This window comes from Flavobacterium macrobrachii, assembly GCF_014486675.1.
Lineage (GTDB): Bacteria > Bacteroidota > Bacteroidia > Flavobacteriales > Flavobacteriaceae > Flavobacterium > Flavobacterium macrobrachii.
Genome location: NZ_JACTAC010000007.1, coordinates 45,125 through 68,626 on the forward strand (window position 1 = coordinate 45,125; position 23,502 = coordinate 68,626).

Sequence of the window (23,502 nt, forward strand, 5' to 3'; positions counted from 1 at the left end):
TCTTATTCGTTATATTTCATTTTTCTTAAAATTCGCATCGCTTCTTTAAAATTCAAATATACCAATGGATTTGAATTGGCTTTCAAAAAAGGTTTGGCATCAATCAGTTTTTGTTTGGCATCTTGAAAACCATTCAAATAGCAAATCATCAACGTATAAGAAAAATTCTCCAAGTCTTTCTCTTCGCGTTCCGAAATGGTAACTCCTTTTTGAAATTTAGTCAAAACCGCCAAATTTGCATTGTAAATATGATGCAGCATTTTGGTATTATATTTTGGTGGTTCAAAAAGCATTTCGGTTTCCATTTTGTAATAACCGTTATCAAAAAAACGAATCGTTAATTGTTCCAACGGATAATAACTCGTTTTATCATTCAATCCAAGCGGAACGTGTTCAATTATGGTAAAACTTTCGTCATCAAATGAAATCGTAACCACATCAAGTGCCGAATAAAACAGCTTAATTTGTTCGTTTATCAACTCAATATCAACCCGTGACAAATAAGTTGTATCTCTAATTTTTTTCGGATTTCCAGCCCAACAAATCACAAACAACTCCCTAAAAACCTTGTATTGCGAAAGCATATCGGCATGTCTGTCGACCATAAAATTCATCACGCCATCGAGCGTATGTGCAATACTGTTTCTCGAATTATTCTCAATACTGATAATGGTTTCAATATTTTGCTTGGAATAAGGAATTTTTTCTTCCGTAGGAATGGAATTGCTTCCGCGACGAACAAATACGGTATTCGCCAAAATGGTATGAATATTTTTTTTAAAAAAAGACGTTTTGTGCTTCGGTTTTATAGTTACTAATCCAACAACTCTGTCTTTGGGCAAGTTTGGAAATGGAACATTTTCGTATTGAATTTTCGGCGGATTTTCGAGAAAAGCATTTACCAGATTTTGAATTCGGCTATCGTCAAAAAAATCATCGCCTACAATTTCGTTATTTTCATCTTCCACGCCAACAACGATATACGAATTATTGGAAGGATTAGAATTAGACAAGGCACAAATGTGTTTCAAAAACTTGGCTTTTCCTTCTTTGGTATGCAAATTCAACTGACGTTTTTTATCATAAAAAGTACTCTCATCATTGTGAGCAAGCAGGTTTTTGATAAGAAGACGTTTGTTTATCACTTTTTTTTAGTTTGCAGTCTCAGTCTCAGTTTACAGCACAAAACTGCGACTGTAAACTGCGACTATAAACTAAATTTAAGGTACTTCATTTCCCATACTTTCTGCCCAAATGGTAAACCAATCTTGTTTATCCATTTTCAATTCTACGGCTTTCATCAATTGTTGAATTCGGGCAATATTAACCGTTCCGGCAACTGGAATAACTTTCGCTGGATGTTGTAAAATCCAAGCCAACAAAATCGTATCTGAACCAACACCATATTTTTCAACCAATTCTGCCAAAACTTTTTTCAGTCGGCGAGTTTGCTCTGTATCTTCTCGAAAAACGGTTCCAAGCGGATTCCAACTCATTGGTCGAATGCCGTGAACCTGCATATAATCAAAACTTCCGTCCAACATTGCTTCATGATGCGTTGCCGAAAATTGAACTTGGTTATAATTAATTTCCGTTTTTTGACGAATCAACTCTGTTTGCGAAGAAGTAAAATTTGACAATCCAAAATCGATAATTTTTCCATCTTTTTTCAATTTTTCAATCGCTTCGGCTATTTCATCAGCAACCATTAAAGGACTTGGACGATGCAAAAGAAAAACATCCAAATAATCAGTTTGAAGATTTTTCAGTGAATTTTCAGCACTCCAAATGATATATTCTTTAGAATAATCGTAATGTTTAATTTCATTCTTTCGACTTCCTTCAAGTTGAATTCCACATTTTGAAATCAACTGAATTTTTTCTCTAGCCATTTTACTTTCGGCAAATGCTTTTCCAAATTCAGCTTCAGTAGTATAACTTCCATAAATATCGGCATGATCAAAAGTTGAAATTTTATTTTCGATACAAATATTGATTAAATGTATCATCTCTGAAGTAGAAAGTTTTTTATCCCAAATTCCCCAATTCATGGTTCCGGCAACAATGGGTGAAAGTTGTGTTTTCATTTGTTTATTTTAAATGTTCCTAAATTAAATAAAGTATTGCTTGATTTTTGAAAATTTTATTATTTTGGCAACAAAACTTTAAAAAACCTTTTCGGTCTTAAAATTATGAAAAGAAAATCATAAATCGTCCTTAAAAAGACTATGTTTTGCAAAGTTTTAACGCATTATTAACATCCAACTTGTGATTTAATTGTCACTTTTGAAATGTTAAAATTTTTTGGCTAATTGAATGTTTTAAAAATATAATTATGGAAGAAAATGTTGCTGCTTTAGACATTAGAGCAATCAATGAAAAAATAGAAAGAGAAAGTGCATTTATTGACTTATTGACGATGGAAATGAACAAAGTTATCGTAGGTCAAAAACACATGGTGGAAAGATTGTTAATCGGACTTTTAGGTCAAGGTCATATTTTATTGGAAGGTGTTCCAGGATTGGCAAAAACACTTGCAATCAACACACTTTCGCAAGCCGTTCAAGGAAGTTTCAGCCGAATCCAGTTTACTCCCGATTTATTGCCTGCCGACGTTGTTGGAACCATGATTTATAACATCAAAGCCAATGAATTTTCCATAAAAAAAGGTCCAATTTTTGCTAATTTCGTTCTTGCTGATGAGATAAATCGTGCTCCAGCAAAAGTACAGTCGGCTTTGCTTGAAGCGATGCAGGAAAAGCAAGTTACTATTGGCGATACTACTTTTAAATTGGAAAAACCATTTTTAGTATTGGCTACACAAAACCCGATTGAACAAGAAGGAACATATCCGTTACCCGAAGCGCAAGTCGATCGTTTTATGCTAAAAACGGTTATCGATTATCCAAAAATTGATGAAGAACGATTCGTTATTCGTCAAAATTTGAAAGGTTCTTATGAAAAAGTAAACGCAGTGGTTTCGGTAGAACAAATTCTTCGTGCACAAGAAGCCGTTCGTGAAGTTTATATGGACGAAAAAATCGAAAAATATATCTTAGACATTATTTTTGCAACGCGTTTTCCTGAAAAATATAAACTTGAATCCTTAAAACCATTAATCGGTTTTGGTGCTTCACCGCGTGGAAGTATCAACTTAGCAACTGCTGCCAAATGTTATGCATTTATCAAACGTCGCGGTTATGTAATTCCAGAAGATGTTCGCGCGGTTGTTCACGATGTTTTACGTCACAGAATTGGCGTTACTTATGAAGCTGAAGCCGAAAACATCACTTCGGTTGACATCATCAATAAAATCGTGAACGAAATTGAAGTACCTTAATTTTAGTTGACAGTTCTCAGTTCTCAGTTAGCAGTAATTCTGCTAAACTGACAACCAACAACCGACAACCGACAACTGAATAAAAATGGAAACAAAAGACTTACTCAAAAAAGTTCGTAAAATAGAAATCAAAACCCGAAGATTGAGCGATCATATCTTTTCGGGCGAGTATCACACGTCGTTCAAAGGACGAGGAATGACCTTTTCTGAAGTGCGTCAATATCAGTTTGGCGACGATATTCGTGCGATTGATTGGAATGTTACCGCGCGATACAACGAACCTTACGTAAAAGTTTTTGAAGAAGAACGCGAATTGACCATGATGTTGATGGTTGACATTTCGGGTTCAGAAAATTTTGGGACAAAAAACCAATTAAAAAGCGAAATCGTAACCGAAATTGCTGCAACAATGGCTTTTTCGGCAACGCAGAATAACGATAAAATTGGATTAATTCTATTTTCTGATGACATCGAATTATACATTCCACCCAAAAAAGGAAAGTCACATGTTTTGAGAATTATTCGAGAACTGATTGAATTTCAACCCAAAAGTAAAAAAACTGATTTGTCGCAAGCTTTGAAATTTTTATCGGCTACGCAAAAGAAAAAAGCGATTGTTTTCTTGATTTCCGATTTTATGGTGGATGACGATTATGAAAAAACACTGAAAATTGCCGGAAAAAAACACGACGTTACCGGAATTCGAGTGTATGATCAGAGAGAAGAAAAAATGCCAAACGTCGGTGTAATTGAAGTTGAAGATGCCGAATCAGGGAAAATCATCACGATTGACACAACTTCCAAAAAAGCCCGAATAGAATATGAAAAAAACTATCACGAAAAAGTAAATTATTTCAAAGATATTTTTTCAAAATGTGGTTCGGGAACAGTCAGCACAAGAGTTGACGAAAGTTATGTGACGAAATTATTAGGTTATTTTAAATCGAGATAATGATTTAAGATTGAAGATTAACGATTTTTGATTTAAGATTGAATACCAACAAGAGAAAATAGAATTTTTGTAAACAAATAGATTTAAAAAGTAAAAAAAAAAGAACGATGCAATTCCAGAAGAAAACACTAATCACTATCGATAGCAACACTTCCGAAATCAAAAATCGTTAATCTTCAATCAACAATATAGTTATGAACAAACAAGACTTAGAGGAACGATTGATTGATTTTGCAGCAAATATCATTTTGTTCACAGATTATGTTCAAAAATCGTTTGCAGGAAATCATCTTTCTGGGCAAATAATTCGTTCATCAACTTCACCTGCTTTAAATTATGGCGAAGCCCAAAGTGCAGAAAGTAAAAGGGATTTTATTCATAAAATGGGAATTTGCCTGAAAGAATTAAGAGAAACTTTGAACTGTTTAAAAATAATTGAGAGAGCTAAATTGAGTTCAAGTGAAGAAGTAAAAGATAAATTAAAAAAAGAAGCCAACGAATTAATTTCAATTTTTGTAGCAAGTATTAAAACTGCAAAAAATAATAATGACAATAAAAAATTAAAAGAAGAAGAATGATACAATTCCAGAAGAAAACACTAATCACTATCGATAGCAACACTTCTGAAATCAAAAATCGTTAATCGACAATCGTAAATAAATGTCGTCAATCTTCAATCAACAATGAAAAAAATATTATACATATTATTACTATTCACAACATCGCTTTTTGCTCAAAAAGTAACGACTTCTATTGATTCAACAAAAAAGAAAATAGGTGCCGAGTTTAAACTGACTATAAAAACTGATGTTGACACTTTTTCCAAGGTAAAATTCCCAAACGGAAAGTTTTTTGGCAATTTGGAAGTATTAGAAAGTTATAAAATTGATACCATTCGCACCGGAAATCGATATGAATTAATCAAAAAATATGGTTTAACTCAGTTTGACAGCGGAAAATATTTAGTACCGAAATTACCCGTAATCATCAACGGAAAGAAAGTATTCAGCGACAGCATAAAAATTGAAATCAGCGATGTAAAAGTCGATACATTAAAACAAAAAATGTATGACATCAAAAACATCATTCCAGTAAAAAGTGATTTTGGAAATTGGTGGATTTATTTGTTGATTTTACTCGGCTTAGCGGTAATTGGTTATTTCGTTTATCGATTTATTAAAAAGAAAAAAACCGAAGAAAAACCAGTCGTTATTGAGTTTAAATCGCCTATCGAAAAAGCAACATCTTTACTCCAACAATTAGAAAAAAAAGAACTTTGGCAAAAAGGTGAAATCAAAAATTATTATTCAGAACTAACCGATATTGCCCGAAATTATATCGAAGAAGAAATTCAAATTCCAGCAATGGAAAGCACAACTTCTGAATTGATTTTAGGCTTGCGAAACGCCGCCAAACAAAAGAAATTAAAACTTTCTGCCGAAACGGTTGAAAATCTGGAAAAGGTTTTAAAACAAGCTGATTTGGTAAAATTTGCCAAAGTAAAACCGCTTGATTTTGAAATTGAAGAAGATAAAAAACGTATTTCAAATAGTATAGTAACCATTCATAATTCTATTCCAGAAATTGTTGAGGAAAATGACGAATTAGAACTTTGGAACGAGCAACAAAAAGAAAAAGCGCGACTGGAAAAACTCAAAAAAGAGAAAAGAAAGCGCATCATTATTGGTGTTAGCGTTAGTGTTTTCTTGATTGTCACAACTTTAGGAGTTTTAATCGCTATCAAAGGTTTTGACTATGTAAAAGACAATTTTATTGGTCATCCAACAAAAGATTTGGTCGAAGGCGAATGGATTTTCAGCGAATACGGAAATCCAACTGTAAAAATCGAGACACCAAAAGTCTTGAAACGAATGGATGCCGAAAAAGTTTTGCCAAAAAATGCTATGGCATTAATCAAAGAAATGCAAATTTTCATGTATGGAAGTTTAACTGATGATTTCTACATTGGCGTTTCTACAGCAACATTTAAACAACAAGTACAACTCGACTTAGAACAAGCTGCCGAAGGAAGTTTAAAAGTTTTTGAAGCTCAAGGCGCAACCAATATTTTTGTAAAAACCGAAGAGTTTGATACGCAACAAGGTATCAAAGGTAGAAAAGCCTATGGAACAATGGTTATGGTGGACAAAATCAGTGGAAAATCGGTAAAAATGTACTATGAAATTCTAGTTTTCGGGCAAAATAATGGTTTACAACAAATCACAATTATGCATCGAGAAGATGATAAATATGGAAAACAAATGTTGGAACGTATTCTAAATTCGGTCGAACTTCAAAATATTAGCCAGCCATGATGAAAGACGTTTCTTTTTTAAATCCCGAATTTTTCTGGCTGTTTTTATTGCTTCCAATTGCTATTTTTTGGCAATTTTGGAAACGAAAAGAAGTTTCAGCTTCGCTAAAGTTAAGCGGAACAAAAGGTTTTTCTTCAACATGGAAAACCAAAATCAAACCGTTCCTTTTTGTATTGAGAATCTTGGCTTTGAGTTCGTTAATCATCGCTATGGCAAGACCAAGAAAAGTTGACATTAGTAATCAAACTAAAACCACCAAAGGAATTGATATTGTAATGGCAATCGACGTTTCGGGAAGTATGTTGGCAAAAGATTTAAAGCCAAACCGAATGGAAGCGTTGAAAAAAGTAGCTTCTAATTTCGTTCAAGGAAGACCAAATGATAGAATTGGAATTGTAGTTTATGCCGCCGAAAGTTACACCAAAACTCCTGTTACCAGCGACAAAGGAATTGTTCAAGATGCTATTTTAAGCATTAAATATGATAATGTTTTACAAGATGGAACCGGAATTGGAATGGGATTAACCACTGCCATCAATCGATTAAAAGATAGCAAAGCCAAAAGCAAAGTCATCATCCTGTTAACCGATGGTGTAAACAATGCTGGATTTATCGAACCCGAAACCGCTTCGCAAATTGCCAAAGAATATGGAATTAAAGTATATACAATTGGAATTGGAACCAATGGAATGGCTGAGTTTCCTTATGCGTATGCTCCAAACGGAAACGGATTTTTATTCAAAATGATGCCAGTAGAAATCGATCAAGAATTGATGAAAACCATTGCCAAGAATACAGGCGGAAAATATTTCCGTGCTTCGAGCAACAGCAAATTAGAAGAAATTTATAACGAAATAAACAAACTAGAAACCACCGAAATCGAAGAACTAAAATTCTATGATTATGACGAAAAATACCGACCATTCGTTTGGATTGCTGGAATATTAGTTTTAATCGAATTTGGATTGCGAAATACGGTTTTTAGAAGTTTTATTTAAATAATTTAAACACAAAGAACACAAAGAAAGCACAAAGCTCACTATGTTCTTTTTAAAATAATTTTGTGCACTTTGTGTAAAAACATTGTGTACTTAGTGGTTAAGAAAAAATTATGTACGAGTTAGAAGAAAAAGGATATTTTTATTTATTGCTAGTCATTCCGGCATTGACAGTACTTTTCTTGTACATTCAATATTGGAAAAAGAAAAAGCAGCGCGAATTTGGTGATTTGGATTTAATCAAGAAATTAAGTCCGGAAAAATCAGTTTTTAAATCAGTTTTCAAATTAGTTTTAGTTTTACTTGGATTGACATTTTTAATCATCGGATTGATTAATCCAAAAATTGGAACGAAACTTGAAACGGTAAAACGCGAAGGAATTGACATTGTTTTTGCGGTTGACGTTTCCAAAAGTATGTTGGCAGAAGACGTCGCGCCCAATCGTTTGGAGAAAAGCAAACAATTGGTTTCCCAAATCATCAATCAATTAGGAAGCGACAGAATTGGAATTATTGCTTATTCAGGAAGTGCTTTCCCAGTTTTGCCCATCACGACTGATTATGGCGTTGCGAAAATGTTTTTGCAAAGCATGAACCCAGGAATTGTTTCTTCGCAAGGAACATCAATTGATGAAGCGATAAACTTGGCAGCAACATTTGTAGATAAAAAAGACAAAACCAATAAATTGCTGATTATCATTTCCGATGGTGAAGATCATTCGGATAATGCTGAAAATGCAGCCGAAGAAGCCAAAAAATTAGGAATAAAAATCATCACAATTGGTGTTGGAACCGAAAAAGGCGGACCAATTCCTTTGAAAAAAAACGGTATTGTTGAAAGTTTTCAACGCGACCAGAATGATGAAGTCGTTATTACCAAACGAAATGCCGAAGTTTTGACCAAAATTGCCAAAAGCACCAAAGGAGGTTATGTCGATGGAAATTCGACCAAAACGGTTATCGATTATATCAAAAATGCTCTGGAAAACATAGAAAAAACCGAATTTGAAAGTACGCAAATGGCAAATTTCCAATCACAGTTTCAATGGTTTTTGGCGTTTGGATTTTTAGTACTTTTCATCGATTTGTTTTTATTCGAAAAGAAAACCAAATGGGTGAAAAAAATGAATTTATTTAATGAAAAAGAATAAATACTGCAAGGTTTTCAAAACCTTGTAGGTTTAAATACTATGAAAAAAATACTAACATATTTTCTAATCTTATTTTCGTTTTTGGCAACAGCCCAAAAAAAGGAAAAGGACAAATCGTTGCCAAAAGGGAACGATGCTTTTGCAGAAAAAAAATATGCCGATGCCGAAGCCGATTATCGTATTTCGCAATCCAAATTTCCTAAAAAAGCAGTTGCCTCTTATAATTTAGGAAATTCTATTTATCGTCAAAAACAAGTTGCCGAAGCCAAAAATCAATTTGCAAAAGCGATAAAAGAAGCTAAAACCAAAACCGAAAAACATCGTGCGTTTCATAATCTTGGCAATTGTCTTTTTACCGAAAAAGAATATGGCGGTGCCGTTGAAGCTTATAAAAATGCGTTACGAAGTAATCCAAACGATGAAGAAACCCGTTACAATTTTGCTTTAGCCAAAGAATATCTGAAAAATAATCCGCCAAAATCGGAAGACGACAAGAATAAAAATAAGGATAAAAACAAAGACGAAAAAGAGAAAGAAAAGAAAGACCAAAACAAGGATAACAAAGACAACAAAGATAAAGACAAGGACAAAAACGAAGATAAAAAAGACGGCAAAAACGACAAAGACAACAAGGATAACAAAGAAAATAATCAAGGAAAACCAAAACCTCAACCAGGCGGAATTTCAAAAGAACGATTACAAAACTTGTTAGATGCCGTTCAAAATGAAGAGAAAAAAGTTCAGGATAAAGTCAACAAAGAAAAAGTTAGAGCCAATCCAAGCAAACCTGAAAAAGATTGGTAAATTATAGATGTTAGAGAAAATATAATTAAGAATTGAGGAAAAACAAATCTGTGTAAATTTGTGCAATCTGTGTTTTTAAAATGAAAAAAGTAATAGTTTTAATTCTGGTATTCTTTACCCAATCGCTTTTGGCTCAAGTAGAATTTGAAGCCAAGGTGAGCAAAAACTCTTTGGGATTAAACGAAAAGCTTCGCATTGATTTTACCATGAATGCCGATGGTGATAATTTTACGCCACCAAATTTTGAAGCCTCAGGTTTTAAAGTTGTTGGCGGACCAAGTCAATCCATCAGTCAATCGTGGATAAACGGAAAAAGTTCGTTTAACAAATCCTATACTTATATTTTGATGCCAATGCAAAAAGGTTCGTTAACCATTCGTCAAGCATCGATAGAAATCAACAATCAAGTTTATAAAACTACGCCAATAAAAATCAACGTTACTAATGCAGTTGAATTGCCTAAAAATCCTAACGAAATGCCAGCCATTTCTGCCGATGACAATCTGTATTTAGTAGCCGATATTTCCAATTCAAATCCATATGTAAACGAACCAATTACTGTGGTTTACAAGCTATATTTCAGTTATAACATCGGTATTTCAAATTGGCGCGAATTAAGCAAACCAAAATACAACGATTTTTGGAGCCAAAACATTGACATCAAACAACTCGTTGCCGAAGAAGGAATGTTTAAAGGCGAACGTTATCGTTATGTTGTTTTGAGAAAAACGGTTTTATATCCGCAAAAATCTGGAAAATTAGAAATCGAACCGCTTTCGTTAGATATTGATTGTCAAGTTCCAACAAACAAACGAAATTTTTGGGGACAACCTATTTTAACCGAAGACAGCAAACGTGTTTCTGCAGGAAAGAAAGTAATTTCAGTAAAAGCTTTACCCGAAGCCGGAAAACCAATCGATTTTGATGGTGCTGTTGGAAAATTTGATTTCAAGGCTATTCCGTCAAAAACAACTTTAAAAAGTGGCGAATCATTGGATTTAACTTTAAAAGTTGTTGGGACCGGAAACCTGAAATTATTCAATTTACCAAAACCAGTTGTTCCAGCAGCTTTGGAAATGTATGATCCAGAACATACTGAAAATGTTACAACTCCATTATCGGGAATGACCGGAAGTATTACAGACAAATACACCATAATTCCGCAATACAAAGGAAATTATAAAATAAAACCTTTGACATTCAGTTATTTTGATTTGGCAACAAAGCGTTACAAAACTATCAGTTCAGGCGAAATTGTAATTAATGTTCTCGATGGTCCAGGAATTGCTGCTTCGCCTAATGTAGCTCAAAGTGAAGTTGCCAAAAACAAAATTGAAACCGCAAAATCATTTGCTTACATCAAACAAAAAACAACTTTAAAATCAGCCGAAAAAGATGATTTCTTGGGTTCTGGATTGTTTTATTCGTTGTTAATTTTACCGTTTTTAGCCATTCCTTTTGTAGTTGTTGCTAAAAAGAAAAAAGAAGCTTTAGACAATGATGTTGTTGGTAATAAAATCAGAAAATCGAATGCTTTGGCAAAAAAATATTTATCCGAAGCCAACAAACAATTAGCCAATAAAGAAGCATTTTATGTTGCTTTGGAAAAAGCGATGCACAACTTTTTGAAAGCAAAACTGAGTATTGAAACTTCGGAAATGAGTAAAGAAAAAATCACTGAAATTTTGCTTTCGCGAAAAGGAAATCCCGAAACCGTTTCTGAATTTATCAAACTTACTGAAAACTGCGATTTTGCTCGTTATGCGCCATCAACCGAAGCCAGTATTCAACAAGATTATGACAAAGCGGTTAGTATTATTTCAGATTTAGCAAAACAGATTGTCTAACATGAAAAATATATTCTACCTATTGTTTTTGTTTGCTCAATTATCTTGGGCACAAAATCCTTTTGAACTAGGAAATCAATATTATTCCAAAGGAAAGTATGATTTAGCCATTCAAAATTATGAAAGCATCATCGCTTCTGGAAAAGAATCGGCTGAAGTGTATTTCAATCTTGGAAATTGTTATTACAAATTACATAAAGTTGCTCCAGCAGTTTATAATTTAGAAAAAGCATTATTGCTAAATCCAAACGATGACGAAATAAAAACCAATCTTGATTTTGCTCGAAAAATGGCAATTGATGATATAAAAATCATTCCAAAAGTAGGTTTTCACAAACTCATTCAGGATTTTACCTCAACTTATTATTATGACACTTGGGCTTGGATTGCAGTAGCTTTGGCATTGGTTTTCTTTTTGTTCTTTTTAGGCTATTATTTTTCGGGAACAACGCTAAAAAAACGCATTTTTTTTACAGGAATGTTTGTTGTTTTATTAGGAATTACATTGAGTGTTTCCGCTGGAATATTTGAAAGAAACCGTTTGGAAAATGAAAAACCAGCCATCGTTTTTGCCGAAACTGCGCCAGTAAAAAGCGAACCAAAATCGGCAAGTCCAGATTCTTTTATTCTTCACGAAGGAACAAAAGTCTATATTCTAGAAAGCATTGCCAACTGGAAAAAAATCGAACTCACCGACGAAACAACCGGTTGGATTGAAAGTTCCGCGATTAAGGAATTGAAGTAGATTTAATAAATTTTACTTAAAACTTATAGGCATATTTTGATAAGCAATAATTGAAAAAATTAAATGAGTTATTATAATAGATAACGTCACACTCTTAATTTTTTCACAGTTTTTATCAAGAAAATATCCGTAAATTGGATATTGTATTAAAAATAAAAAAATACCGAATAGATTTATTTCATCAAAAATATTCAATAACAAACATGGATATGGAAATGTGATAAAAAGTAATTCAAAATAACCATGTCCACCACCAATTACAAAAAAGTTTATCAATAATAATAACAATCCAATTATTGATAATTTTACAGTCCAACTTAATTTCGTGTTTCCCAAAATCTACTTTTTAGTTTACACCAAAGATAAATAATTGATTACTATCTTTGCGAACTTAATTTGATGAAGATTTAGATACATTTTCAATTTTGATATCTAATATTTAAAATCTAAAATCTAAAATTTCCGTGTCAAGAGACGAACAATTAAAAAATCGCTGGAACAAAGTCGTTGAAATCCTTTCCAATCAGTTTGCTGATGGCGAAATATTGGATTTAGACGCAATCATATACCTAATTGGTGTGCAAGAATTAGGCAAATTCAAAGAAGCTTTTAAAAAAGATGAAAAAGTAAACCTAATGCATATCGCCATTTGTCGTTTGCTCGAACCTTATGGTTACTACGAATTCGACTATTTCGACAAAGATGGTTGGCCACATTATAAAATAAAAGAAGAACTTCCACCATTAAAAGCTGGCGAACAATCCATTTTGATGAAAGATGCGATTGTGAATTATTTTTTGGAGAAAGAAGTGATTGAATAGCTCTCAGTCGCAGTAGCAGTTTTCAGTTTAGAATATTCAAAAAACTCGCAACTCGTAACTCGCAACTCGTAACTTTTAACTAAATTTGCACCTTTACAAAAATGACCGATGATAGACAAGATTAAAGAACATATTGAAGAAGCGAAAGCATTCAACACAAAAAACAAGGAAGCTTTAGAAAACTTTCGTATAAAATATTTAGGAAGTAAAGGACTTTTAAAAGAGCTTTTTACCGAATTTAAAAATATTCCAAACGACCAGAAAAAAGACTTTGGACAAGTTATCAATACGTTGAAAACCGTTGCCGAAGAAAAAGTAAAAGCAATTCAGGAAGAACTAGAAAGTAAAGAAGAAGTAAAAGGTTTCTATGGCGATTTAACACGTCCAGCAGAACCAATAACTATCGGTTCTCGTCATCCAATTTCTATTGTAAAAAATCAAATCATCGATATTTTCTCTACCATCGGATTTAATGTTTCCGAAGGTCCAGAAATCGAAGACGATTGGCATAATTTTACTGCATTGAACTTGCCTGAATACCATCCAGCTCGCGACATGCAAGACACATTTTTCATCCAAACCAATCCTGATGTGTTGTTGAGAACTCACACCTCATCAGTTCAGGTTCGTTATATGGAAAACAACAAACCGCCAATTCGTACGATTTCTCCAGGAAGAGTTTTTCGTAATGAAGCGGTTTCGTCTCGTTCGCACTGTATTTTCCACCAAGTTGAAGGTTTGTACATTGACAAAGACGTTTCTTTTGCCGATTTAAAGCAAACGCTTTTATACTTCACCAAAGAAATGTTCGGAAAATCGAAAATTCGTTTACGTCCGAGTTACTTTCCGTTTACAGAACCAAGTGCCGAAGTTGATATTTATTGGGGTTTAAAAACCGAAACCGATTATCGTATCACTAAAGGAACAGGTTGGTTGGAAATCATGGGTTGTGGAATGGTTGATCCAAATGTTTTGAAAAACTGCGGAATCAATCCTGACGAATACAATGGATTTGCTTTCGGAATGGGAATCGAACGTATTGCAATGTTATTGTACCAAATTGGCGATATTAGAATGTTCTATGAAAACGATGTTCGTTTCTTGGAACAGTTTAAATCGAGTATTTAGATTTAAGAATGATGATTAACGATTTTTGATTTAAGAATTTTAATATCTGCAATCAACAATCGTTAATCTTAAATCAACAATTACATGAAATCCGATATAATAATCCCAAAAGTTGAAAACGTTTTCCTTGCTGCCGTTCAAGAATGGAGCGACGATTTTATGGAAAAAGTTTGGTACATCTATTTAGTCAACGATTCTGACTTTGATTTAGACAGCGTAATGGTCGTTTCCAAAGCTTTTGGAACTATTGATGGCGAAATGAAAAAAACATCGCTTTTGCGTCATGCTTTTGTAAAAGTTTCAACAGTTTCAGCAGTAAAAGTAGAAATGGTTGAAAAAAGTGTTTTGGCTTTAAACAATGAATTCATGGTAACTTATTTCATTGGAAATACTTTATACGATAAAAAATTCACCTTTAGAAAAAACATGATTAACGAACACGCCACTGAAGAAGTGCCGCATTTGTGGGTTAATGGTGTAATTGTGAGATAAAAAAGAGAAAAGAAGAAAGAGAAAAGACTAAATCATCTTACTTCTTTTCTCTATTTGAAATATTCTAATCCAACTTCTCTGTTAATTTCTTAAACGTTTTTTTGGCATCTTTGCCTTCATATAAAATTTCGTAAACGGCATCTATAATTGGTGTTTTTGCACCGTATTCTTGGTTTAATTTGTACGCACTTTTTACGGCATAATAACCTTCGGCAACCATCGACATTTCCATCATTGCGGCTTGAACGGTATAACCTTTTCCAATCATGTTTCCGAACATCCTATTTCGAGAGAAAACAGAATAACCTGTTACCAATAAATCGCCTAGATATGCGGAATTATTGATATTTCGTTTCATTTTGTGTACTTTTCTTATGAATTTCTTCATTTCTCGAATGGCATTACTCATAATTACCGATTGAAAATTATCACCATAACCCAATCCATGAGCAATTCCGGCGGCAATGGCATAAATATTTTTCAGCATTGCGGCATATTCTGTTCCGATGATGTCATCGGAAATTTTGGTTTTGATATAGTTTCCGGCTAAGTATTTTGCCATCACTTTTGCTTTGCTAGAATCGCCACAAGCAATCGTTAAATAAGAAAGTCGTTCCAAAGCGACTTCTTCAGCATGACACGGACCAGTTATTACTCCAATATTTTCAAATGGAATATCGAATTTTTTATTGAAATGTTCGCCAACAATCAAAAAGGTTTCGGGTACAATTCCTTTGATTGCAGAGAAGATAATTTTGTTTTCCAAGGAAACGGTCAGTTTTTCTAATTCAGCGCTTAAAAACGCCGATGGAATAGCGAAAATCAAATAATCGGCATATTCAACTGCTTCGTTAATATCCGATGTAAGTTTTAGTTTATTGATGTCAAATTCAACCGAACTTAGATAGTTTGGATTGTGTTTGTAAGCTTTTAAATGTTCGATTGCAGATTGGTTTCGCATGTACCAAGCAATTTCATCGAGATTTACACAAAGCATTTTGGCAATCGCAGTTGCCCAACTTCCACCGCCAATAACGGCAAACTTTGGTTTTGTATTCATTACTATATCGTTTGAATGACCAAAAATACTGTTTTTTTATGGCTTGGGCAAACCTTCACTGACTTGTTTAGCCCTGATTAAAATGGAAAGCATTGCGCAGAAAAAATCTATTTTTTCTTATCTTAGAAAAGCGACCAACGGAAGCTCTTTTTAAGATGTAGAAACAAAGATTTTTGCAAGCAATCTTGTAATGAAAAGCAGGATTGGCTTCTAAATAAAAAAGCGCTCAGAATTACTTCCGAACGCTTCAACTATTTTTATTGTAAAAAATTAGTAACTCATTTCTACTATTTCACGTACTTTTTCTAATGTGATGTTTTGCTTTTCGCCCATGGCTTTCCAACCTCTTTCTTCAAAACGATTTACGATAAAATCGGCTGTTTTTTCGATGTTTTCTGCATTTTCGGAGATTTTGGTTTTCATTCCCATGATGTGGAAGAATTCTACGGTTTTTTCGATGGCTTTTTCGGCTTTTTCTTCGATAGAATTTCCGGTGATGTTCCAAACTCTTTCGCCGTATTGTGCTAGTTTGTCTTTTTTGGTTTCAAACATGACTTTGTACAAATTTGGACCAATAATTGCCAACGTTCTAGCATGGTCAATTTCGTATAAAGCGGTTAATTCGTGACCAATCATGTGCGTTGCCCAATCGGATGGAACGCCTTTTTGAATCAATCCGTTTAATGCCATCGTTGCGCTCCAAACAAAATTGGAAGCCAATTTATAATCACTTGGATTTTCTACTACATTTGGTCCAACTTCAATTAAAGTTTTTAAAATGCTTTCGGCAAATCGGTCTTGTAAAAGCGCATCGTGAGGAAACGTTAAATATTGTTCCATAACGTGAGTGAAAGCATCGACAACGCCATTTTGTAACTGACGTTTTGGTAACGAAGTAATCACCGTTGGATCTACAATTGAGAATTTTGGAAACAAAGCACTTCCACCAAGCGTTAGTTTTTCTTGGGTTGCTTCTATCGTTACCACAGCACCAGAATTCATCTCGGAACCTGTTGCTGGCAAAGTTAAAACGGTTCCAAACGGAATCACTTTAGACAAATCGGTAAATAAAATTCTCTTTTTAAGAATATCGGCTGCATCGCCTTCAAAATTGACAGCTGCGGAAATAAATTTTACGCCATCAATCACGCTTCCACCACCAACGGCTAAAATAAAGTCAATTTTTTGTTCGCGAATAATTTGAACGGCTTTCATCAAGGTTTCAAATCTTGGGTTGGGTTCGATGCCACCAAACTCAGTGATATCATAACCATTTAAAGTTGATGTTACGGCATTGTGAACGCCATTTTTAAAGATACTTCCGCCACCATAAGCCAATAGAACTTTTGCGCCTTTTGGAACTAATGTAGCTAGTTTTTCTGTTTGTCCTTTGCCAAAAATATAATTGACTGGATTGTATAATTCGAAATTGTTCATTGTTTTTTGATACTGAAATTAGTTCAATATCTATGCAAATTTACAAAACGATTGAAGGAACGAGTGGTAAAGGAATGTTAAGTTTATTTTTTATAAAAACTACCTTTATCAAGATATTCCCAAACTTTATATGGCAACATTGGCATTACATTTTTTTTGTTTTTGATGCTTTCGCGAATAAAAGTTGACGAAAGTTCAATCACTGGCGCACCAACACGATGGATTTTATTATGATTGACAAATTGCTCATCTATTTCACCTGAATTCAATCTAGGATAAACATAAATATTGTGATGTTCTAAAATATACTCGTAGTTTTTCCATTTGTGAAGCGAATTTAAGTTGTCTTCACCCATGATTAATGAAAACTCATTCTTTGGATATTTTTCAAGCAAATGAGCTAATGTATTTACGGTAAAGTTAGGTTGCGGTAATTTGAACTCAATATCAGAAGCTTTGATTTTGGGGAAATCTTCGGTTGCCAATTGAACCATGTGCAAACGTTGATAATCATCCAGCAAGGTGTTCTTCTGCTTGTGCGGATTATGTGGCGTTACAACCATCCAAATTTGATCCAAATCGGAATGTTCCGCCATGTGATTGGCAATGATTAAATGTCCAATGTGAATTGGGTTGAAGGTTCCGAAATATAGACCGATTTTCATTTTTTTGTTTCACAGAGTTTCACGAAGTTTTTCGCAAAGTTTCACAAAGTCTTTGTGTTTCTTGGAGCAAACTTTGTGCAATAATTTTTATTTAGAAATAAAATCTTTTACTAATTCATAAGCTTCAGCTTTTGCGACATCCAAATCATAATTTTTGATGATTTTGTCAAATTGTGGCGCGGTTGCCAATTCAACATGTGCTTTTGCAATTCGCATATTGATTTTATCGTCGCTTTCGGTGGAACGTTCTTTTAGTCGGCGTTTTAGTTCATCAACGCTTGGCGGTTTTACAAAAACGGCTAACGTTTCTTGTGGAAATTTTGACTTTATACGCAATCCGCCAGCAACATCGATATCAAAAATTACGTTTTTGCCTTTTGCCCAAATTCGTTCGACTTCGCTTTTTAATGTTCCATAAAAATTATCGCGATATACTTCTTCCCATTCTACAAAATCTTCGGCTTTGATGTGTTTTTTGAACTGCTCGATCGACATGAAATAATAATCTTTTCCGTCAACTTCTTGTCCACGTGGTTCGCGAGTTGCTGCCGAAACCGAAAATTCTAAATTCAAATCTTCTTGTTTCAACAAATGTCTTACTATGGTTGTTTTTCCCGAACCTGATGGCGCTGAGAAAACTAATAATTTTCCTTTTTGCATTGTGTTGTGTTAATATCCTGCAAGGTTTATAAAAACCTTGTAGGTTTAATTTAATTGATACCTACAAGGTTTCGAAAACCTTGCAGGATTTTTATAAAACATTCAAAACCTGTTCCTTAATCTTTTCCAATTCATCTTTCATCATTACGACTAGTTTTTGCATTTCAGAATGGTTGGATTTTGAACCCATAGTGTTGATTTCTCGTCCCATTTCTTGAGTAATGAAACCTAGTTTTCTTCCGTTGGCTTCAGTTCCTGCAAGGGTTTCTATGAAATAATTTAAGTGATTTTCAAGACGAACTTTCTCTTCTGTAATATCGTATTTTTCGAGGTAAAAAATCAATTCTTGTTCAAAACGATTTTCATCTACGTTTTCTTTTAATTCATCTAAAGCGGTTCGCAATCTCGTTTTAACGGTTTCAACACGTTCAGCATCATACGCAACTGCATTGTTCATCAAGGTCATGATATTGGCAATTCTGTGCAAAAATTCTTTTTCCAAAGAAACACCTTCATCAATTCGAAATTGAATGATATTTTGCAACGCTTCATCAATTACGGTTTGAATTTGTTTCCATTCGTTTTCATCAATTTCGTCGCGTTCGGTTTTTAACGCATCTGGCATACGAACTGCCATTTTCATTAGTTCGGTTTCATCAGCATTTGGAATAACTGCTTTCATTTGATTGATGTAACCTTTTACAATTGGCACATTGATTTTTGATGAAGTTTCTTCGCCTGTAACCTCAATATATAATGAAAAATCAACTTTTCCGCGTTCTAATTTTTGCGAAAGCTGATTGCGTAAACCCAATTCCATTTCTCTAAAAACAGATGGCATTCTAGTATTCAAATCCAAACCTTTTGAATTTAAGGATTTGATTTCTACTGTTATTTTTTTGGTTGGTAATTGTAAAGTTGCCTTTCCAAAACCGGTCATTGATTGTATCATTCTTGTGTTTTATTGACTTCAAATATACTAAAAGTGATTAGTGATTAGTGATTAGTGATTAGTAATTTTTGAGTTTTTAAAGCTAATTACTTTTTACTATTCACTTTTTACTCTTTTCTGAGTAACAAGATAAACTCCAGTAAAGATTAAAACTGCTGAAATAAGTTTCACCCATGTAACATCGTCTTTTCCTAAACTTACGGCAAAAATAGTGGCAAAAAGTGGTTGCAAATAAATGAAAACTGCAACGGTGGTTGGTTTTAATTCGCGCATGGAAACCAGATTGAGCAAATAGGTCAAAAACGTTGAAAACACAACGACAAAACCTATTTTCCAGAAAATATCCATTGGAACATTCGTGAAATCAACGGCTTGAAACTCGCTCCAACCAAATGGCAAAACCATCAAAAAACCGAAAGTATAAATCCATTTTACAAAAGCAAAAGCATTGTATTTATCCATTAATTTTTTAACGATTATCAGGTAAAAACCATAGGAAACCGCGTTGATAAAAACCAAAATATTTCCCAAAGTTGCATTGCTAGCATTGATTACGGATTTTCCATAAAGAATTAGAAAAACAGTTCCAATCAATCCTAAAATCAGGCCATAAATCTTTCGGTTTTGCATTCGTTCTTTCATCAATATTGCCGAAAGAACGAGCACAATCATTGGCGTTGTAACCATTAAAACCGCACCCATAATTGGCGAAGTATAACTCAATCCTTTAAAAAAAGTAAGCATGTTTAAAGCTACGCCAAAAAACGCCGCAGCAATAATTCGGGGAAAATCTTGTTTTTCGATTTTTTCGGTGGAAAAAAATGGCGTAATAATCCAAAACAAAAGCATTGAACCGCCAACACGCATTAAAATAAATCCAAAAGGTTCAACATATTTTGGCATTACGTCTTTAGCGATTGTAAACGTTACTCCATAAATAATGGAAACTAAAGTCGCGGCAAGTAATGCCCAATTTCTTTTAGACATTAGGTTAACGCTTTTATAACTTCGATGATATTTTTTTGTCCGTTTCCAATATAAATTTTATCAACAATGATAAAAACTGGTCGGCTTAAAAACGTGTAATGTTCTAGAAGATACTTTTTGAAATCAGCTTCGGTTAGATTTTTATTTTTCAAATCCATCGACTTATAAAGCTGTGCTTTTTTGCTAAACAATGCTTCGTAACTTCCAGATAGTTGGTACATTTCCTCCAATTCTTGCTCAGTTATTGGATTTTGACGAATGTCGTGAAACGTTAATCTGTCTGAATTTGGAAGTGATTTTATAATTTTTCTACACGTGTCACACGATGCTAAATAGTAGATTTTATTTTCCATTTTTTTATTTTTCCAAAAATACGCAATTTCTGTCATCCTGAGCACAGTCGAAGGAAGAAACGAAACTTTCGGGCATATTTACTAACCTTTTTCCCGCTTTCCACTGTATCTTTTTTGCTCAAAAAAAGAGCAAAAAAGGATGCCGTTACAATCGGGGTTAGAAGAAAAACTATTGGAACTTTTGTTTACTTTTGTGAAAAATAAAATTAATGAAACGCCTTTGCGTTCCATCCTCATTAAAAAAATAAGTAATCAAAATGAAATTCAACACAAAAGTCATACATGGAAATCAACACCATGAAGAAGTAACTGGTGCTGTGATGCCACCCGTTTTTCAAACCTCAACTTATGCGCAAGTTTCACCAGGAAAACCTGTTGGCGATTACGAGTATTCTCGTGCCGCAAACCCAACACGTCAAGCTCTTGAAGATGCTTTAGCTTCGATAGAAAATGGTGCTCGCGGATTAGCTTTTGCTTCAGGATTAGCTGCAACAGATTGTTTATTGCGACTATTTAAAGCCGGTGATGAAATCATTGCTATGGACGATTTATATGGCGGAACGTACCGACTTTTCACTCGTTTGTATAAAGATAGTGGTATCAAATTCCATTTTGTTGACATGACCGATTTAGAAAAATTACAGTCATTAATAAACGAAAATACCAAATTGGTTTGGGTTGAAACACCAACAAATCCGTTGATGAAATTGGCTGATATTGCCGAAATCGCGAAAATTACAAAAAAACACAATTTACTTTTTGCGGTTGATAATACATTTGCTACACCTTATTTGCAAAAACCTCTGGATTTAGGTGCTGATATCGTAATGCATTCGGCTACGAAATACCTTGGCGGACATTCGGACGTAATTGCTGGTGCTTTAGTTATTAAAGATAAAACCTTAGGCGATGAATTGCATTTCAAACAATTTGCCACTGGCGGAACACTTGGACCAATGGATAGTTTCTTGGTTTTACGCGGTATCAAAACCTTGCATTTACGTGTGCAAAGACATTGTGAAAACGGAGAAAAAGTAGCCAACTTTTTAGCAAATCATCCTGATGTTGCAACGGTTTATTATCCTGGATTGCCTGATCATCCTTTTCATGAAATTGCCAAAAAACAAATGAGCGGTTTTGGTGGAATGGTTTCTTTCACTTTCAAATCAGGAAAAAAAGAAGATGCCATTTCATTCTTAGAAAAAGTAAAAGTATTCACTTTAGCTGAATCGCTTGGTGGTGTGGAAAGTTTAGCCAATCATCCGGCTTTAATGACACATGCTTCCATTCCAGAAGACAAACGATTGGAAGTTGGTATAACCGATGATTTGGTTCGTTTAAGCGTTGGCGTTGAAGATATCGATGATTTATTAGCTGATTTAGAACAGGCGTTTAGGTAGCGATAAACTTTTAACAAATTACAGTTAATGAAAATACTTCATCTAAATGTTTTGGGAATATTTCTAATATTGATTAGTCTTTTTATATCATCAATGATATACGAAAATGGAGATAAAAATGCTGCATCAATGTATCTTCTTATCTTTTCAATTCCATTTATTATTCTCTCAATTATAAATTGTAGTATTCTTAAAATAGCTGAAAGAAATTATTCAAAGAAAACATTGGTAATTACTTTATCCTTTTTGTTTCCATTATTGTCAATAATATCAATCGCTACAAATGACTTATCTTTAAAATTAGTTGGTACAGTTGGAATTATTGGTTTTGGTCTAACCAATATAATTTGGGCAGTAAGTCTTAACGAATTGAAAAACAAAACCAGTAACTAACAAAGGTAAATGCTTATCGACAGATTTTCTGTATATTTATTCTTTCCAGTGCTTGAAAATTACCACTGAATGTAATGCGCAAAACGATAAAAACAAAAAGTCCCGAAAAATTTCGGGACTTTTTTTATAAAATTGATTTCGGATTAAAAACCATAATTCACTCCTAAACCTATAACTTGTCTAGTTTGAACTTTTGCATAATTTGCTCCTTCTCCAACAGCATTATCGTCAAATAGTAATTGAAAAGCTAAATTGGTAGACAACGTTTTATTGATTTTCATAGCAACGTTTAAAGTATAGTCAACATCAACATTTTGTGGATCTTCTAAATAGTTAGAATAAAGGTTCAAAATATTTTCAACAGTTACGTTTTCAACTAATGTAAACTTGTAATACCCATTTATAGCGGCTCCAAATTCAAATCGTGACGAATCTCCTTGTTCTACACCAAATGATGGTCCAAGTTCAGTAAAATGAGGATGAACAATGATTAATTTGGACGTTGCTGGAGCAATATTCACTTTTAAATTGTCGCTTTTTTTCCATAACATACCTGGTCCAAATTGGAAAAAAGCTGGCGAAAAGAAATGCGAGGTTTTAACTCCTGTGGCTAAATCAACACCTGTATCAAATTGGGTTTGAAAATTAAAAAACAAAGAGTAAAACCATTCTCCACTTGCTTTTCTTCCTGCCAATGAGTTAAAAATCAATCTGTCATCTGATTTTTGTAAATCTTGGTCTTTAATTTTTGTCAAACCATAACCTGCAATGATTTTGTTATCCCAATTCCAATTATCGCTTTTGTAATTGAAATCATAGTTCAAACCAATGTTTCCAGAAACGTTGCTTTGTCCTCCAGCAAGCCAGTTATTGAATGTTGCTTGATTGGCCAAAAAAGTAAAAGTTCCTTTTTTTGTCCAACCGTTTGGTTTTTCTTCTAGTAATTTTTTTGCCGCTTCTTCATTTTTTTGCAATAACTCTTTTTCGTTTACCTGAGCAAAT

24 protein-coding genes are annotated in these 23,502 nt (G+C 33.8%); 14 read left to right on the top strand and 10 right to left on the bottom strand.

Annotated elements, in window-relative coordinates:
- Nucleotides 1–2: 2 nt before the first annotated feature.
- Together IAI56_RS03205 and IAI56_RS03210 are read right to left on the bottom strand one after the other, a co-directional pair.
- Nucleotides 3–1,145 carry an ATP-binding protein gene (locus IAI56_RS03205; RefSeq protein ID WP_187656498.1) on the bottom strand — a complete coding sequence of 381 codons (1,143 nt, stop codon included), beginning with the start codon at nt 1,143–1,145 and terminating at the stop codon, nt 3–5.
- A 75-nt stretch (nt 1,146–1,220) separates the two neighbouring features.
- On the bottom strand, nt 1,221–2,087 hold the full coding sequence (locus IAI56_RS03210; protein ID WP_187656499.1) for an aldo/keto reductase: 867 nt from the start codon (nt 2,085–2,087) through the stop codon (nt 1,221–1,223).
- A gap of 248 nt (nt 2,088–2,335) precedes the next feature.
- On the opposite strand from IAI56_RS03210, the gene IAI56_RS03215 reads away from it, so the two are divergent.
- The 12 genes from IAI56_RS03215 (at nt 2,336) to IAI56_RS03270 (ending at nt 14,593) form a co-directional block, all read left to right on the top strand.
- The gene (locus IAI56_RS03215; RefSeq protein ID WP_187656500.1) at nt 2,336–3,340 is read left to right on the top strand and encodes an AAA family ATPase; all 1,005 of its coding nucleotides are present in this window, start codon (nt 2,336–2,338) and stop codon (nt 3,338–3,340) included.
- Nucleotides 3,341–3,425: 85 nt separating this feature from the next.
- Entirely contained in the window at nt 3,426–4,292 is an 867-nt protein-coding gene (locus IAI56_RS03220) for a DUF58 domain-containing protein (protein WP_187656501.1), read from the top strand.
- A gap of 194 nt (nt 4,293–4,486) precedes the next feature.
- Nucleotides 4,487–4,870, top strand: coding sequence for a four helix bundle protein (locus IAI56_RS03225; protein ID WP_187656502.1), 384 nt, complete (start codon nt 4,487–4,489; stop codon nt 4,868–4,870).
- A gap of 105 nt (nt 4,871–4,975) precedes the next feature.
- On the top strand, nt 4,976–6,607 hold the full coding sequence (locus IAI56_RS03230; protein ID WP_187656503.1) for a hypothetical protein: 1,632 nt from the start codon (nt 4,976–4,978) through the stop codon (nt 6,605–6,607).
- On the top strand, nt 6,607–7,605 hold the full coding sequence (locus IAI56_RS03235; protein ID WP_169524732.1) for a vWA domain-containing protein: 999 nt from the start codon (nt 6,607–6,609) through the stop codon (nt 7,603–7,605). The genes IAI56_RS03230 and IAI56_RS03235 overlap by 1 nt, the downstream gene beginning before the upstream one ends.
- 113 nt (nt 7,606–7,718) lie before the next feature.
- Nucleotides 7,719–8,756 (top strand): VWA domain-containing protein, encoded by a 1,038-nt coding sequence (locus IAI56_RS03240; protein WP_187656504.1) that lies wholly within the window; start codon nt 7,719–7,721, stop codon nt 8,754–8,756.
- 39 nt (nt 8,757–8,795) lie between these two features.
- Nucleotides 8,796–9,560 (top strand): tetratricopeptide repeat protein, encoded by a 765-nt coding sequence (locus IAI56_RS03245; RefSeq protein ID WP_187656505.1) that lies wholly within the window; start codon nt 8,796–8,798, stop codon nt 9,558–9,560.
- Nucleotides 9,561–9,640: 80 nt separating this feature from the next.
- Nucleotides 9,641–11,407 carry a BatD family protein gene (locus tag IAI56_RS03250; RefSeq protein WP_187656506.1) on the top strand — a complete coding sequence of 589 codons (1,767 nt, stop codon included), beginning with the start codon at nt 9,641–9,643 and terminating at the stop codon, nt 11,405–11,407.
- A 1-nt stretch (nt 11,408) separates the two neighbouring features.
- The gene (locus IAI56_RS03255; RefSeq protein ID WP_187656507.1) at nt 11,409–12,152 is read left to right on the top strand and encodes a tetratricopeptide repeat protein; all 744 of its coding nucleotides are present in this window, start codon (nt 11,409–11,411) and stop codon (nt 12,150–12,152) included.
- A gap of 464 nt (nt 12,153–12,616) precedes the next feature.
- Entirely contained in the window at nt 12,617–12,973 is a 357-nt protein-coding gene (locus IAI56_RS03260) for a hypothetical protein (protein ID WP_187656508.1), read from the top strand.
- Nucleotides 12,974–13,081: 108 nt separating this feature from the next.
- Nucleotides 13,082–14,101: a phenylalanine--tRNA ligase subunit alpha gene (locus IAI56_RS03265; RefSeq protein ID WP_133532413.1), complete on the top strand. Its 1,020-nt coding sequence runs from the start codon at nt 13,082–13,084 to the stop codon at nt 14,099–14,101.
- 84 nt (nt 14,102–14,185) lie between these two features.
- The gene (locus IAI56_RS03270; RefSeq protein ID WP_187656509.1) at nt 14,186–14,593 is read left to right on the top strand and encodes a hypothetical protein; all 408 of its coding nucleotides are present in this window, start codon (nt 14,186–14,188) and stop codon (nt 14,591–14,593) included.
- 64 nt (nt 14,594–14,657) lie between these two features.
- On the opposite strand, the gene IAI56_RS03275 is transcribed toward IAI56_RS03270, so the two are convergent.
- From IAI56_RS03275 to IAI56_RS03305, 7 genes are all read right to left on the bottom strand, one after another.
- The gene (locus tag IAI56_RS03275) at nt 14,658–15,653 is read right to left on the bottom strand and encodes an NAD(P)H-dependent glycerol-3-phosphate dehydrogenase (protein ID WP_187656510.1); all 996 of its coding nucleotides are present in this window, start codon (nt 15,651–15,653) and stop codon (nt 14,658–14,660) included.
- 270 nt (nt 15,654–15,923) lie between these two features.
- Entirely contained in the window at nt 15,924–17,090 is a 1,167-nt protein-coding gene (locus IAI56_RS03280; protein ID WP_187656511.1) for an iron-containing alcohol dehydrogenase, read from the bottom strand.
- Between the two features lie 83 nt (nt 17,091–17,173).
- Nucleotides 17,174–17,755 carry a nicotinate (nicotinamide) nucleotide adenylyltransferase gene (nadD, locus tag IAI56_RS03285; RefSeq protein WP_187656512.1) on the bottom strand — a complete coding sequence of 194 codons (582 nt, stop codon included), beginning with the start codon at nt 17,753–17,755 and terminating at the stop codon, nt 17,174–17,176.
- 87 nt (nt 17,756–17,842) lie between these two features.
- Nucleotides 17,843–18,415 (bottom strand): guanylate kinase, encoded by a 573-nt coding sequence (gene gmk, locus IAI56_RS03290; protein ID WP_187656513.1) that lies wholly within the window; start codon nt 18,413–18,415, stop codon nt 17,843–17,845.
- A gap of 91 nt (nt 18,416–18,506) precedes the next feature.
- On the bottom strand, nt 18,507–19,367 hold the full coding sequence (locus tag IAI56_RS03295; protein ID WP_187656514.1) for a YicC/YloC family endoribonuclease: 861 nt from the start codon (nt 19,365–19,367) through the stop codon (nt 18,507–18,509).
- Between the two features lie 96 nt (nt 19,368–19,463).
- Nucleotides 19,464–20,354, bottom strand: a complete 891-nt coding sequence (locus tag IAI56_RS03300) for a DMT family transporter (RefSeq protein ID WP_187656515.1) — start codon at nt 20,352–20,354, stop codon at nt 19,464–19,466.
- Complete coding sequence (locus IAI56_RS03305; RefSeq protein ID WP_187656516.1) at nt 20,354–20,707, bottom strand: arsenate reductase family protein; 354 nt, start codon at nt 20,705–20,707, stop codon at nt 20,354–20,356. Before IAI56_RS03305 ends, IAI56_RS03300 begins: the two co-directional genes overlap by 1 nt.
- Before the next feature lie 257 nt (nt 20,708–20,964).
- On the opposite strand from IAI56_RS03305, the gene IAI56_RS03310 reads away from it, so the two are divergent.
- Nucleotides 20,965–22,107 (top strand): cystathionine gamma-synthase, encoded by a 1,143-nt coding sequence (locus IAI56_RS03310; protein ID WP_187656517.1) that lies wholly within the window; start codon nt 20,965–20,967, stop codon nt 22,105–22,107.
- A 27-nt stretch (nt 22,108–22,134) separates the two neighbouring features.
- Complete coding sequence (locus tag IAI56_RS03315; RefSeq protein WP_187656518.1) at nt 22,135–22,500, top strand: hypothetical protein; 366 nt, start codon at nt 22,135–22,137, stop codon at nt 22,498–22,500.
- A 143-nt stretch (nt 22,501–22,643) separates the two neighbouring features.
- Here IAI56_RS03315 and IAI56_RS03320 read toward each other — a convergent pair.
- Nucleotides 22,644–23,502, bottom strand: an 859-nt coding sequence (locus tag IAI56_RS03320) for a DUF3078 domain-containing protein (RefSeq protein ID WP_425323630.1), incomplete at its 5' end; no start/stop codon positions are given.

Excerpts from the sequence above, each read along its gene's own strand:
- IAI56_RS03210 (WP_187656499.1), bottom strand. The coding sequence starts at position 2,087 with ATGAAAACACAACTTTCACCCATTGTTGCCGGAACCATGAATTGGGGA.
- IAI56_RS03215 (WP_187656500.1), top strand. The coding sequence starts at position 2,336 with ATGGAAGAAAATGTTGCTGCTTTAGACATTAGAGCAATCAATGAAAAA.
- IAI56_RS03220 (WP_187656501.1), top strand. The coding sequence starts at position 3,426 with ATGGAAACAAAAGACTTACTCAAAAAAGTTCGTAAAATAGAAATCAAA.
- IAI56_RS03225 (WP_187656502.1), top strand. The coding sequence starts at position 4,487 with ATGAACAAACAAGACTTAGAGGAACGATTGATTGATTTTGCAGCAAAT.
- IAI56_RS03230 (WP_187656503.1), top strand. The coding sequence starts at position 4,976 with ATGAAAAAAATATTATACATATTATTACTATTCACAACATCGCTTTTT.
- IAI56_RS03235 (WP_169524732.1), top strand. The coding sequence starts at position 6,607 with ATGAAAGACGTTTCTTTTTTAAATCCCGAATTTTTCTGGCTGTTTTTA.
- IAI56_RS03240 (WP_187656504.1), top strand. The coding sequence starts at position 7,719 with ATGTACGAGTTAGAAGAAAAAGGATATTTTTATTTATTGCTAGTCATT.
- IAI56_RS03245 (WP_187656505.1), top strand. The coding sequence starts at position 8,796 with ATGAAAAAAATACTAACATATTTTCTAATCTTATTTTCGTTTTTGGCA.
- IAI56_RS03250 (WP_187656506.1), top strand. The coding sequence starts at position 9,641 with ATGAAAAAAGTAATAGTTTTAATTCTGGTATTCTTTACCCAATCGCTT.
- IAI56_RS03255 (WP_187656507.1), top strand. The coding sequence starts at position 11,409 with ATGAAAAATATATTCTACCTATTGTTTTTGTTTGCTCAATTATCTTGG.
- IAI56_RS03265 (WP_133532413.1), top strand. The coding sequence starts at position 13,082 with ATGATAGACAAGATTAAAGAACATATTGAAGAAGCGAAAGCATTCAAC.
- IAI56_RS03270 (WP_187656509.1), top strand. The coding sequence starts at position 14,186 with ATGAAATCCGATATAATAATCCCAAAAGTTGAAAACGTTTTCCTTGCT.
- IAI56_RS03275 (WP_187656510.1), bottom strand. The coding sequence starts at position 15,653 with ATGAATACAAAACCAAAGTTTGCCGTTATTGGCGGTGGAAGTTGGGCA.
- IAI56_RS03280 (WP_187656511.1), bottom strand. The coding sequence starts at position 17,090 with ATGAACAATTTCGAATTATACAATCCAGTCAATTATATTTTTGGCAAA.
- nadD (WP_187656512.1), bottom strand. The coding sequence starts at position 17,755 with ATGAAAATCGGTCTATATTTCGGAACCTTCAACCCAATTCACATTGGA.
- gmk (WP_187656513.1), bottom strand. The coding sequence starts at position 18,415 with ATGCAAAAAGGAAAATTATTAGTTTTCTCAGCGCCATCAGGTTCGGGA.
- IAI56_RS03295 (WP_187656514.1), bottom strand. The coding sequence starts at position 19,367 with ATGATACAATCAATGACCGGTTTTGGAAAGGCAACTTTACAATTACCA.
- IAI56_RS03300 (WP_187656515.1), bottom strand. The coding sequence starts at position 20,354 with ATGTCTAAAAGAAATTGGGCATTACTTGCCGCGACTTTAGTTTCCATT.
- IAI56_RS03305 (WP_187656516.1), bottom strand. The coding sequence starts at position 20,707 with ATGGAAAATAAAATCTACTATTTAGCATCGTGTGACACGTGTAGAAAA.
- IAI56_RS03310 (WP_187656517.1), top strand. The coding sequence starts at position 20,965 with ATGAAATTCAACACAAAAGTCATACATGGAAATCAACACCATGAAGAA.
- IAI56_RS03315 (WP_187656518.1), top strand. The coding sequence starts at position 22,135 with ATGAAAATACTTCATCTAAATGTTTTGGGAATATTTCTAATATTGATT.